General features: G+C 69.0%; 12 protein-coding genes. 8 read left to right on the forward strand and 4 right to left on the reverse strand.

Annotation, left to right across the window (positions count from 1 at the left end; all coding sequences use genetic code 11):
- From Q7T09_RS08785 to purQ, 4 genes are all read left to right on the forward strand, one after another.
- Positions 1-541: phosphoribosylaminoimidazolesuccinocarboxamide synthase (locus tag Q7T09_RS08785; protein ID WP_304699226.1), on the forward strand; the 541-nt coding region annotated here is incomplete at its 5' end.
- A complete protein-coding gene (purS, locus tag Q7T09_RS08790; protein WP_304699227.1) occupies positions 541-780 on the forward strand; it encodes a phosphoribosylformylglycinamidine synthase subunit PurS in 240 nt (79 codons plus the stop codon). The genes Q7T09_RS08785 and purS, both read left to right, overlap by 1 nt.
- Positions 777-1,148: a hypothetical protein gene (locus tag Q7T09_RS08795; RefSeq protein WP_304699228.1), complete on the forward strand. Its 372-nt coding sequence runs from the start codon at positions 777-779 to the stop codon at positions 1,146-1,148. The genes purS and Q7T09_RS08795 overlap by 4 nt, the downstream gene beginning before the upstream one ends.
- Positions 1,149-1,197: 49 nt before the next feature.
- The gene (purQ, locus tag Q7T09_RS08800) at positions 1,198-1,860 is read left to right on the forward strand and encodes a phosphoribosylformylglycinamidine synthase subunit PurQ (protein WP_304699229.1); all 663 of its coding nucleotides are present in this window, start codon (positions 1,198-1,200) and stop codon (positions 1,858-1,860) included.
- Here purQ and Q7T09_RS08805 read toward each other — a convergent pair.
- The gene (locus Q7T09_RS08805) at positions 1,857-2,405 is read right to left on the reverse strand and encodes a methylated-DNA--[protein]-cysteine S-methyltransferase (protein WP_304699230.1); all 549 of its coding nucleotides are present in this window, start codon (positions 2,403-2,405) and stop codon (positions 1,857-1,859) included. The genes purQ and Q7T09_RS08805 overlap by 4 nt on opposite strands.
- Before the next feature lie 114 nt (positions 2,406-2,519).
- Here Q7T09_RS08805 and Q7T09_RS08810 point away from each other — a divergent pair, with 114 nt between their 5' ends.
- Positions 2,520-2,888, forward strand: a complete 369-nt coding sequence (locus Q7T09_RS08810; protein WP_304699231.1) for a BlaI/MecI/CopY family transcriptional regulator — start codon at positions 2,520-2,522, stop codon at positions 2,886-2,888.
- Positions 2,881-3,831: a M56 family metallopeptidase gene (locus tag Q7T09_RS08815; protein ID WP_304699232.1), complete on the forward strand. Its 951-nt coding sequence runs from the start codon at positions 2,881-2,883 to the stop codon at positions 3,829-3,831. The genes Q7T09_RS08810 and Q7T09_RS08815 overlap by 8 nt, the downstream gene beginning before the upstream one ends.
- Before the next feature lie 4 nt (positions 3,832-3,835).
- Here the strand turns inward: Q7T09_RS08815 and Q7T09_RS08820 are convergent, their stop codons facing one another.
- Positions 3,836-6,163: an acylase gene (locus Q7T09_RS08820; protein WP_304699233.1), complete on the reverse strand. Its 2,328-nt coding sequence runs from the start codon at positions 6,161-6,163 to the stop codon at positions 3,836-3,838.
- Positions 6,164-6,360: 197 nt separating this feature from the next.
- The gene (locus tag Q7T09_RS08825; protein ID WP_304699234.1) at positions 6,361-7,875 is read right to left on the reverse strand and encodes a globin-coupled sensor protein; all 1,515 of its coding nucleotides are present in this window, start codon (positions 7,873-7,875) and stop codon (positions 6,361-6,363) included.
- 229 nt (positions 7,876-8,104) lie between these two features.
- Between Q7T09_RS08825 and purL the strand changes: the two genes are divergently transcribed.
- On the forward strand, positions 8,105-10,303 hold the full coding sequence (gene purL / locus Q7T09_RS08830; RefSeq protein WP_304699235.1) for a phosphoribosylformylglycinamidine synthase subunit PurL: 2,199 nt from the start codon (positions 8,105-8,107) through the stop codon (positions 10,301-10,303).
- A gap of 4 nt (positions 10,304-10,307) precedes the next feature.
- On the opposite strand, the gene Q7T09_RS08835 is transcribed toward purL, so the two are convergent.
- Positions 10,308-10,790, reverse strand: coding sequence for a CinA family protein (locus Q7T09_RS08835; protein ID WP_304699236.1), 483 nt, complete (start codon positions 10,788-10,790; stop codon positions 10,308-10,310).
- 162 nt (positions 10,791-10,952) lie between these two features.
- Here Q7T09_RS08835 and Q7T09_RS08840 point away from each other — a divergent pair, with 162 nt between their 5' ends.
- Complete coding sequence (locus Q7T09_RS08840; RefSeq protein ID WP_304699237.1) at positions 10,953-12,185, forward strand: serine hydrolase; 1,233 nt, start codon at positions 10,953-10,955, stop codon at positions 12,183-12,185.

The raw sequence follows: 12,185 nt of genomic DNA on the forward strand, positions 1-12,185 counted from the left end.
AAGACTGAACCTGCGCGAGCAGTTGATCAAGGAGCTGGAGATCATTCCGCTGGAGGTGGTCTGCCGCAATGTGGCGGCCGGTTCGCTGTCGCAGCGGTTCGGCCTGCCCGAGGGCCAGGCCCTGCCCCGCTCGATCATCGAATTCTATCTGAAGGACGACAAACTCGGCGACCCGATGGTCACCGAGGAGCACATCACCGCCTTCAACTGGGCCTCGACCCAGGAGATCGACGACATGATGGCCCTGACCCTGCGGGTGAACGACTTCCTCACCGGCACCTTCGGAGCGGTCGGCATCACCCTGGTGGACTTCAAGGTGGAGTTCGGCCGGCTGTGGGAGAACGACTTCGCCCGGGTCATCCTGGCCGACGAGATCAGCCCCGACAGCTGCCGACTCTGGGACACCCAGACCAACGAGAAGCTGGACAAGGACCGCTTCCGCCGCGATCTGGGGGACGTCATCGAGAGCTATACCGAAGTCGCCCGGCGGCTGGGGATCATGAAAGAGATGCCCACCGTGATCCAAGGAGGCCTGCACTAGTGCGCGCGAAAGTTCATGTGTTCCTGAAACCCGGCGTGCTGGACGTCCAGGGCAAGGCCGTCGAGGCCGCCCTGCACGGCCTGGGCTGGGGCGACGTCGAGGGCGTCCGGGTCGGCAAGACCATCGAGTTCGACTTCAAGGGCGCCGACGCCGCCGAGACCGAGAGCCAGGTCAAGGCCATGTGCGAGAAGCTGCTCGCCAACACCGTCATCGAAAGCTACCGGGTCGAGGTGGCGTGAGGCCCTGGGCGCTCCCGCTGCTGGGCGCGCTCAGCCTCACCGCCTGCGCCAAGCCCGAGCCGCCGCGGCCGCCGCTTGTGCCGGACTGCACCCTGGGGTTCGAGGCGCTGAGCGCCAGGATCGCCGCCGAGCCGGGGATGAAACCCGCGGTCAAGGAGCGCGGCGAGCCGTTCCACTACTTCAACGCCGAGGGCGGCCAGACCTCCTACATGGTGACCGAGCCCGGGGCGCCGGGGCACCCGGCCATCCTCAAGCAGGAGGTGACGGCGTCGGGAATCGCCAACACCGGCTGCCCCTATGGCGACCCGAAGGGCTATTCTGAACTGGAAGCCTATCTGCAAGCCCTGGCCAAGGCGCGCGCGAAATGAACCCGCCCCGCCTGGAAATCCTGCTCAAATCGGCCTAGGAACCCCGCCCATGAAAGCCGCCGTCATCGTCTTCCCCGGGTCCAACTGCGACCGGGACTGCAAGGTCGCCATCGAGCGCTCCACGGGCGCCAGCGTCGACATGGTCTGGCACGGGGACACCGCCCTGCCCCACGGGATCGACCTGATCGTCTTGCCGGGCGGCTTCTCCTACGGCGACTACCTGCGCTGCGGGGCCATGGCCGCGCTCTCGCCGATCATGAACGACGTCAAGCTGGCGGCCGAACGCGGCGTGGCCACCGTCGGCATCTGCAACGGCTTCCAGATCCTGTGCGAGGCCGGCATGCTGCCTGGCGCCTTGCTGCGCAACGAGGCGCTGAAATACGTCTGCAAGCCGGTGGAGCTTGAGGTCACCAACGCCCAGACCCGCTTCACCGCCGGCTACGCCGGGCGCCGTGAAGTGACCATGACGGTGGGCAATGGCGAGGGGAACTTCTTTGCCGATCCCGAGACCCTGGCCCGCATCGAGGGCGAGGGCCAGGTAGTGTTCCGCTACAAGGACAATCCCAACGGCTCGGCCCACGCCATCGCAGGCGTGGTCAATGCGCGCGGCAACGTCCTGGGCCTGATGCCCCACCCCGACCGCGCCTTCGAGCCCGAGCTGGGCTCGGCCGACGGCGCGATCCTGTTCCAGAGCGCCCTGGCTAGCGCCTAGCGCCCGGCGAACAGCGGCAGGGCGTCGACCGAGGTCGCGCCCTCGATCTCCAGCAACTTCAGCTTGGTCACCCCGCCCCCAGGGGCGGAGAAGCCCCCCAGCTTGCCGTCGGCGCCCTGGACGCGGTGGCAGGGCATGATGATCGGGAACGGATTCTTGCCCATGGCCTCGCCCACCGCCCGCGAGGCGGTAGGATCGCCGAGGCGTCTGGCGACCTCGCCATAGGTCAGGGTCTGGCCCGGCGGAATCGCCCGGCCGATGGCGTAGACCCGGCGCTGGAAGTCGCTGAGGCCCTCCATGTCCAGGACGATGTCGGCCAGGTCGTCCCTGGCCCCGGTCAGCAGGCCCTGGATGCGGGTGATGGCCGAGGCGATCTGGGACGGCGGCTCGGTTTCCACAATTTCAGGGAAGCGGCGCTCGAAGCGGGCCCGCGCCTTAGCGTCGGAGCTCTCCGGCAGCTGGACGGCGACGATGCCGGCCTCGCCCCAGGCCAGGCCGCAGCGGCCGATGGCGGTGTCGAAGAGGGTGAAGCCGAGCTCTAACATCTATGCAGTCTACCAGAACCCGAGAGTCGGGCTGGCGAGAATCGGACCTGGGCAGCCGGCTTGACTTGAGGCCGGAGGCGCGTAGCCTCGGCGGAAATTACAAGCGTAAGTCCCATGAACATCACCGAAGCCGAAAGTCAGATCATGGAGGCGCTGTGGCGGAAAACCCCGCTCACCGCCGACGAGATCGTGGCCGATGTCCGCGCCCGCCAGCCCTGGGCCGAGGCGACGGTGAAGACCCTGATCAACCGCCTGCTGAAGAAGAAAGCCATCAAGTCCGAGCGGGTCGAGGGCCGCCACCAGTACGTCGCCCTGATCGAACGGGCCAACTACGTCCAGGACGAGAGCCAGGGCTTGCTGGACCGGCTGTTCGAGGGGCAACTCGCCCCGCTCGTCGCCCACTTCGCCCAGAACCGGAAGCTGAAACCCGAAGAGATCGCTCGCCTCAAGAAGCTGATCGCGGAGCTCGACGACGATGACTGACCTGCTGGCCGACCTCCTGCGGGCCAACCTGGCCGCCAGCCTGGCGATCGCGCTAGTCTTCGCCCTTCGCCTGCCGGCCCGCCGGCTGTTCGGGGCCGAGATGGCCTATCGCCTGTGGCTGGTGGTCCCCCTGGCCTTCGTCGCCAGCCTGATCCCGGCGGCCGAGGCGCCCAACGGGACGCCGGGCCCCTCGCTTCCCCTGCCCATCCCCCTGGCCCAGCCGGGCGGCCTGTCCCTGGCGGTGGAGGTCTGGGCGGCCGGCGTCCTGGCCCTGCTGGCCCTGATGGCCTTTGGTCAATGGCGGTTCCTGCAGCGCGCCAAGGTCGGCGCCGCGGGCCCGGCGGTGGTGGGCGTCATCGCCCCGCGCATCGTCACCCCGGCCGATTACTACGCGCGCTTCACCGCCGAGGAACGCGCCCTGGTCCGCGCCCACGAGCGGGCGCACATCGATCGCGGCGACCCCAAGGTCAACGCCTGGGTCGCCCTGGCCCAGGCGATCAACTGGTTCAATCCCCTCGTCCACCTGGCCGCCTATTACGTCCGCCTGGACCAGGAGCTGGCCTGCGACGCCACGGTGATGGCGCGGTGGCCCAGCGAACGCCGCCGCTACGCCCAGACCATGCTGAAGACCCAGCTCGCCGCCGATCCCCTGCCCTTCGGCTGCTATTGGCCGGCGCCGTCGCACCATCCCCTGGAGGCCCGCGTCGCCATGCTGAAGCAGGCGCGGCCGTCCCAGACCCGCGCCCTGGCCGGCTTCTGGATCGTCATGGCCCTGGCCGGCGCGGCGGGCTTCGGCGCCTGGGCCGCCCAGCCGCCGGCCCCGCCCCATGTCCGCTGGCTGGACCAACCGCAGCAGGCGGCCCTGCGCCGGGAGCCCGCCACCGTGGTGGTGATCTCCCTGTCGTCGGAGCAGGTGGCGGCCCTGCGCGCGGCTTCGCGCTAGGCGCCTATTCCGTGATCGTCGTCACCGTCAGGGCCTTGTCGGCGGCGATCTCGGCGGCCGAGAACGGCAGGCGCACCCAGCGCTTCTGGGCGTGCAGCAGGGTCTGGTCGGCATAGTGCGGCGAGGCCGGATCGGTGGACTGGGAATAGGTGAGGATGGCGTCGGCCACCGGGCCCTTGGCGTCGAAGGTCACCACCTGGATGTAGCTGGAGCCGTGGAAGGGGACGACACCCGACCCCGCCCAGGCCGACTGCTGGGCGTTGAGCACCCCGTCGCTCCCCTCGCCGCCATGGACCGGGATCTTCTGGTCGCCGCGCAGGGCGTACTGGACCTGACCCCAGGGCGCGTCGAGAGGAACGCCCTTCGCGGCCAGCAGTTCGACGGCGTCGGACAGCGCCTGGCGGATCTTGCCGCCCACCGCCGCGTCGCCGCTGAGTCCGCGCGGTGTGTGGACCGGATCGGTCGGGTCGAAGGGGATGGCCCAGAGGCCAGGGATCTTCTCCGCCTTGCGCCAGAACTCCACGAACAGGTGGGCGCCGCGGCTGTCGACATTCATCCGCCGGTCCCACTGGGCCAGCACCGTGCAGGCGTCCACCAGGCTGACCGTGGCGCCGGAGGCGCTCGTCCCGCTGGGGGCGGCCGTGCACAGCTTGAGCAGGTCGGGGATGGCCAGGTCGGCGGCCAGGTTGCGGTTGGCGTAGAGCATGGCCTCGACGGCGGCGGGGTCGATGCTCTTGCCCGGCAGGCCGTCGGTCCCGGCCAGGCGCGCCTCGATCTCCATCAGGCCTGAGCGGGTGCGCAGGTTCTGGGCCACGGCGGCGGGCCCCACGACGGGGGCGAAGGCGGCCATGGGCGCGCGGGCGTTGGCCAGCCAGTAGCTGTCATTGCTGTTGGCCACATAGTCGGTGCGGAGCTGGGCGGGCATGGACTCGCCCGGCATTAGACCCGGGGACGGCGTCCCGGCGGCGACCTCCCAGTTGCAGGCCGAGCGCGCGCCATCCAGCACATAGATTCGCGCCGTGGCGGCCAGCGGCCCCAGGCCCGAGGGCGGGACGCAGGTCTTGGCCAGCTCGGCCGAGACGTTGGGGGTGGCGGTGATGTCGGCATAGAGCACCTGGCCGCCGCGGTCGGCGGCGATGGTGTTGACCCAGGGGATACCCAGGGTCTTGCCGATCCCGGCCTTGACCTGCGCCACCGACCCGGCGCGGGCGATGTCGAGCCAGGTGTCGCCGGAGCGGACATTGTTCTTGTTGGCGTCGCGCAGGGCGTAGGCGGTCTTGGCGCTCCAAGCCATGCCCAGCTGGGGCATGACCACCAGGGGGCCGTAGATCGAGGTGTAGACCGTCCGCGTCTGGGGCGCCCCCCCGGCCACCTCCACGGTCACGGCCTTGGTCCCCATGGTCAGGCGCTTGCCGTCGACGAAGTAGGCGGTGGGATCGGCCGGATCGAGGCTGAGCTCGAAGAGGGTGAAGTGGCGGTCGGTGGAGACCGTGTGGGTCCAGGCTACGTCCTTGTTGAAGCCAATGGACATGCCCGGCGCGCCCCCGATGGTCACCCCCATGACGTCCAGCTTGCCCGGTATGGTCAGGTGGACCTGGTAGAAGCGGTTGGTGGTCTCCCAGGGAAAGTGGGGGTTGCCCAGCAGGACGCCGGACCGGTTGGCGGTGACGTCGCGGCCGAAGGCCCAGCCATTGCTGCCCAGGCCGAACTGGGCGGGGTCTTCCGGCAGGCCGGGGCCATCCAGCGCCGCCTGCGCCTTGATCGCCGGCGGGGCCGCGGCGTTGGTCTGGCGCAGCCACGCCCCGCCGCTGGCCTGGATCATCCGCTCCTCGTTGAGGCGCAGCATGTCGGCGAGACCGATGGGCCGCAGCCAGGCGGCTTCGCGGCAGGCGGCCGGCAGGCGGGCCTTGGGGGTGTCGCGCAGGAACCGGTTATAGCCGGCCACATAGCCGAGGACGAGGTTGCGGTAGTCGGCCGACAGCTTGTCGAAATTGGTCTTCAGGGCCGCCACGTCGAGATTGGCGCGGAAGAAGACGTCGCTCTCCAGGTTCTTCGTTTCGGAAAAGGCGATGGTGGTGACGCCGTCGGGGCCGAAATACTTAGAGCGCTCGCCATTGACGGTGACGACCTTGTCGGCCAGCAGGCACAGATTGTCCTGGGCGAAGGCGTAGGCCTGGCCATAGCCGATCCCGCCGTAGTCGGCGGCGCTGACGTGGGGGACGCCGTATTGGGTGCGGGCGATCTTCGCCTTGAAGGCGGGAGCCGCCTGGGCGCCGCCCGCGGCCAGGCAGACCAGGCAAGCGCCCGCCAACCCCGAAAGCTTACTCCACATCACGCGTCCCTCCCGGGCGCGTTCGCCGCGCCGCGTCGGATTCAGATGACGGCGATTACCATGGGTCAGTCAACGGCGCGGAACCCAGAGCACGTCAGGCGGAAGTGGATACCGGTTCCGCCGCCCGACGTGCTCTCATGTTTTGAATCTAGCCCCTTCTTGCCGTTTCAGATGAGTCCATCTGAAACGGTCAGGGTCTAGCCAGCGCGACGTCGCTGGGTGGCGGCATGGGCCTGGCTGCGCGCGGCGACGGTGGCGGGAGCGCCGGTGTCGAAGCGGCTGATCAGTCGGCTCAGTTCACCGGCTTCCGAGCGCAGGCTGCTGGCGGCCGCGGTGGTCTCCTCCACCATGGCCGCGTTCTGCTGGGTCACCTGGTCCATCTGGTTCACGGCGGTGTTGACCTGGGCCAGGCCCACCGACTGCTCCTGGGCGGTGGCGGCGATTTCGCTGACCATGCTGTCGATCTCGGCGACGCGATCGACGATCCGCTGCAGGGCCTCGCCGGTCTGGCCCACCAGCTGCACGCCGGACCCCACCTGCTGGCTGGAGGCCGAGATCAGGGTCTTGATCTCCTTAGCCGCCTCGGCCGAGCGCTGGGCGAGCGCGCGCACTTCAGACGCCACCACGGCGAAGCCGCGGCCGGCTTCACCCGCGCGAGCCGCCTCGACCCCGGCGTTCAGGGCCAGCAGGTTGGTCTGGAAGGCGATCTCGTCGATGACCCCGATGATCTGGCTGATCTGGGTGGAGGACTGCTCGATCTGCGCCATGGCGGCCACCGCCTGTTGGACCACGTCGCCGCTGGTCTGGGCGTCGCCGCGGGCGGCGAGGACGACCTCGGAGGCCGCCCTGGCGCCCGACGCCGTCTGGCGCACGGTGGCGGTGATCTCGTCCAGGGCCGCGGCGGTCTCCTCCAGGCTCGCGGCCTGATGCTCGGTGCGACGCGAGAGGTCGTCGGCCGCCGAGGAAATCTCCTCGGCCCCGCCATGCACGGCCGAGGTCGAGGTGGAGATGGCGGTCATGGCCTCCCGCAGCCCGGAGATGGCCTTGTTGAAGTCGTCCTTGATGGCCTGGAAGCGAGGCTCCACCGAGCCCGCCATGCTCGCGGTGAGATCGCCGCCCGCCAGCCGGCGCAGGCCGTCGGCCAGGGCCTCCACCATCCGGTTCTGCTGTTCCTCGCTTTCGCGGCGCTCTTTCTCGGCCTCGACCCGCTTGGTTTCCAGGGCCTCGAGATAGACGGAGATGGCGATGTCCATGTCCAGGAAGGTCGCCTTGGTGAGGGCGCCCACCTCGGCGGCCACCGTCTTGACGTCCGGCCCGCGCGCGCCGAAGCCGCCCTTCGGCCAACGAGCCTCCAGAACCTTGGCGAGCAGGGACTCGAGCACCAGGGCGTAGCCCCCGATGTACCAGCTGGGTTCCAGCCCGATGCGGGCATGAACCTCGCCCACCTTGGTGACCGCCTTGGCGTAGGTGTCGTCGAACTGGCCGCTGGAGATCATGTCCCAGTGGCCGAGCTGCCGGTTCTGGGCCGCCGTCATATGCGCGTCGCCCGAGAAGTGAGCGCGGGTCTCCGGCGTCGCTCGCACCTGGTCATAGAAGCCGTCCAGGGCGGCGGGCAGGGCCTTCATCACGATCGGCTTCAGGCTAGCGACGTGCGCCTGGGCCTTCTGATCCAGCTTCATGAAGCGGAGGCGATCGTCGATGGTTCGCGACATGGCGGAAATGCACCCAGACTGAGTAATCCGGGCAAGCTGTGCCGCGAGGGTTAAAGCCCCCTTAAGGACAGGGAGCCACGACCGTGGGCGCGACAATTGGCGCGACGATCGGCGCCAGGTGGCGTCAGGCGGCGCAGACAACCCTGGCGGGACGACGCCGGCGGCGGGACGCGCAGGGAATCGTCCGCCCCTATCGCGTGCGCGCCCGAGTCCGGCTAGAAGGCGCGCCATGAGCGCCCAGCCTGTGAAGACCCTGGCCGAGATGGCCGCCGAATACGGCCTGAAGCCCGAGGAATACGACCTCATCGTCAAACGCCTCAACCGTGAGCCCAATCCGGTGGAGCTCGGCGTGTTCTCGGTGATGTGGAGCGAGCACTGCTCCTACAAGTCCAGCCGCAAGCACCTGGGGAAGTTCCCCACCACCGGTCCCCGCGTGATCTGCGGTCCGGGCGAGAACGCCGGGGTGGTGGACATCGGCGATGGCCAGGCCTGCATCTTCAAGATGGAGAGCCACAACCACCCCTCCTATATCGAGCCCTACCAAGGGGCGGCGACCGGCGTCGGCGGCATCATGCGCGACGTCTTCACCATGGGCGCCCGGCCCATCGCCCTGCTCAACGCCCTGCGGTTCGGCGATCCCAGCCATCCCAAGACCAAGCGCCTGGTGGCCGGCGTGGTCAGCGGCATCGGCGGCTACGGCAACTGCGTCGGCGTGCCCACCGTGGCCGGCGAGACCAATTTCCACCGCGGCTATGACGGCAACATCCTGGTCAACGCCATGTGCGTGGGCCTGGCCGACGCCGACAAGATCTTCTACTCGGCCGCCCCCGCGGCGGGCCTGCCCGTCGTCTATTTCGGCTCCAAGACCGGCCGCGACGGCATCCACGGCGCCACCATGGCCAGCCAGGAGTTCGACGACGCGTCGGACGAGAAGCGCCCCACGGTCCAGGTCGGCGACCCCTTCGCCGAGAAGCTGCTGATCGAGGCGACCCTGGAGCTGATGGCCTCGGGCGCCGTGGCCGCCATCCAGGACATGGGCGCCGCGGGCCTCACCTCCTCCTCCGTGGAGATGGCCGGCAAGGGCCAGGTGGGTATCGAGCTCGACCTCGACATGGTGCCCCAGCGCGAAGAGGGCATGAGCGCCTACGAGATGATGCTGTCGGAAAGCCAGGAGCGCATGCTGGCGGTCCTGAAGCCCGGCCGCGAGCACGATGGGCACGCGATCTTCGAGAAGTGGGGCCTGGACGCCGCCGTCATCGGCTGGACCACCGACACCGGCCACATCGTGCTCAAGCACAAGGGCGAGATCGTCTGCGACATCCCTCTCGCCCCGCTCGCCGAGGACGCCCCGCTCTATGACCGGCCCTGGGTGCAGCCGGCCCTGCATCCGCGCCTGAACGCCGCGGAGATTCCCGAGCCCGCCGACTACGGCAAGGCCGTCCTGAAGCTGATGAGCGCGCCGGACATGGCGTCGAAGCGCTGGCTCTGGGAGCAGTACGACCGCCACGTCATGGCCGACACCCTGGAGGACTCCTCCACAGGCGCCGACGCCGGGATCGTGCGCGTGCACGGGACGAAGAAGGCGCTGGCCATGACCTCCGACTGCACCCCGCGCTATGTGCAGAACGACCCCTATGAGGGCGGCAAGCAGGCGGTGGCTGAGGCCTGGCGCAACCTGACCTGCGTGGGCGCAGATCCCATCGCCATCACCGACAACCTGAACTTCGGAAACCCCGAGCGCCCCGAGATCATGGGCCAGATCGTCCGCGCCATCGAGGGCATGGCCGAGGCCTGCCGGGCGCTGGACTTCCCCGTCGTGAGCGGGAACGTGTCGCTCTATAACGAGACCAACGGGGCGGCCATTCCGCCGACGCCCACCGTGGGCGCCGTGGGTCTCCTGGCGGACTCCGCCAAGCGCGCCGACTTCTCCGGCATGAAGGCCGGCGACAGCCTGGTGCTGCTGGGCGAGACCCGCGGCGAGCTGGGCGCCAGCATGTACCTGCGCGAGATCCTCGGCCGCGAGGACGGCGCCCCCCCGCCGGTGAACCTGGCGATGGAACGCAAGATCGGCGACTTCGTGCGCGCGGAGATCGAGGCGCGCCGGGTGACCGTCGTCCACGACCTCTCCGATGGGGGCCTGGTGGCCGCCGCCGCCGAGATGGCCCTGGCCTCCAATGTCGGGATCACCCTGGAGCTGGGGTCCAAGCTGCCCGACCACGCCCTGCTGTTCGGCGAGGACCAGGGCCGCTACCTGATCGCGGTGGCCGATCCCCTGCCCCTGCTGAAGGCCGCCCACGCGGCGGGCATCGTCGGCGATGTGGTGGGCCACGCCGACGGCCAGGCCCTGGCCACTGCGGGAATCTTCAGCCTCGCCCTGGCCGACCTGCGGGCCAGCCACGAGGGCTGGATGCCGGCCTATATGGGGTAGGGATCTATTCGGCGGTGACGCGCTCCAGCATCCGCAGCACGGCCGCGGCGAAGGCCTCCATATTGGCCTTGCGGTCATCCGACGCCGTCTCGATGGTCATGGCCATCTCCACGGGGCCGGAGATGGCTATGCAGGTGTGGCCGGCCGCGTCGCCGTAGGGATTGCCGGTGGGCCCCGCCGCCCCGGTCTCCGACACGCCCCAGGTGGCGCCGAAGCGCTCGCGGACCGTGCGGGCCAACAGCATGGCGTAGGGCTCGCTGGCCGAGCGCATGCCGGCGACAGCCTCCCGCGGCAGCTCCAGCAGCACCATGCGGGCCTTGCCGGTGTAGATCACCCCGCCGCCCAGATAGTAGGCCGAGGCGCCGCCGACGCTGAGCAGGGCCGCCGACACCAGGCCGCCCGACGAGCTCTCGGCGACGGCCACCGTCTCCTTGCGGGCCTTGAGCTGGGCGCCGATGGTCTCGGCCAGATCGTAGAGCGCTTGCATCGGCGGGTTCCTCTTCCTCGTTCCCATCGTCATCGCCCGTCCGCGCCGCCGGGGCAACGGCGCGATCGCCCTGACGCGGCGTCAGGATTTTCTTGGCTTGGCGCGGCCCCGGGCTAATGATGCCGGCAATTAGAACAGCTGAGATTTTCGGAGGAACTATTCATGGACGCCCAATCCCAATGGACCGGGCTCGACGCCGGTCGGCTAGAACGCATCACCGACCATATCGAGCGCAACTATATCGGCCCGCAGAAGATCGCCGGCTGCCAGATCTCCGTCTCCCGGCACGGCCATTCGGCCTATCAGAAGTCCTTCGGCTCCATGGACCTGGAGCGCGGCAAGCCGATGATGGATGACGCCATCTTCCGCATCTATTCCATGACCAAGCCGATCACCTCGATCGCGCTTATGACCCTGTACGAAAAGGGCTATTTCCAGCTCAACGACCCGGTCAGCCGCTTCGTCCCGTCCTGGAAGAAGCATCGCGTCTGGGTCTCCGGCGAGGGCGAGGACATGGTCACCGAGGCGCCCAGGCGTCCGGTCTCCTTCAAGGACGTGCTCTCCCACTCCGGCGGCTTCACCTATGGCGGCGGCCTGCCCGGGGTCGGCGACCAGCACCCCGTCGACAAGATCTATCGCGGCCTGAAGGTGCGCAGCGTCGGCGGCAAGGACTCCATGATGGAGTTCCTCGACAAGCTCGGCCAGGTGCCGCTGCTCTACCAGCCCGGCGAGCGCTGGATGTATTCCCTGGCCACCGACATCTGCGGCGCCCTGGTGGAGGTGATCTCCGGCAAACCATTCGCCCAGTACCTGCAAGAGGAGATCTTCGGCCCGCTCGGCATGACGGACACCGCCTTCTTCGTGGCGCCCGACAAGATCGACCGCTTCTGCGCCAACTATCAGCGCGGCCCCGACAAAAAGCTCAAGGTGATGGACGATCCCGTGACCAGCGAGTTCGCCAGGGAGCCCGGCTTCAAGTCCGGCGGCGGCGGCCTGACCGGCACGACCGCCGACTACATGCGCTTCTGCGAGATGCTGCGCCGGGGCGGCGAGCTGGACGGCCATCGGGTCATCGGCCCGCGCACCCTCGAGATGATGCACATGAACCACCTGGCGGACGGCAAGGACCTGACCCAGCTGGCGATCGGCGGCTTCTCGGAGACCGCCAACGAGGGCGTGGGCTTCGGCCTGGGCTTCGCCTCGACCATGAGCCAGACCCAGACCGCCACCCTGGGGTCGGGCGACTACTATTGGGGTGGGGCTGCCTCCACCATCTTCTGGGTGGATCCCAAGGAGGACCTCTCGGTGGTCTTCATGACTCAGCTGATGCCCTCGGGCACCTTCAACTTCCGCGGCCAGCTCAAGAGCCTGATCTACTCGGCCATCATCGACTGA

The organism is Phenylobacterium sp. (genome assembly GCF_030645195.1).
Taxonomy (GTDB): Bacteria; Pseudomonadota; Alphaproteobacteria; order Caulobacterales; family Caulobacteraceae; genus Phenylobacterium.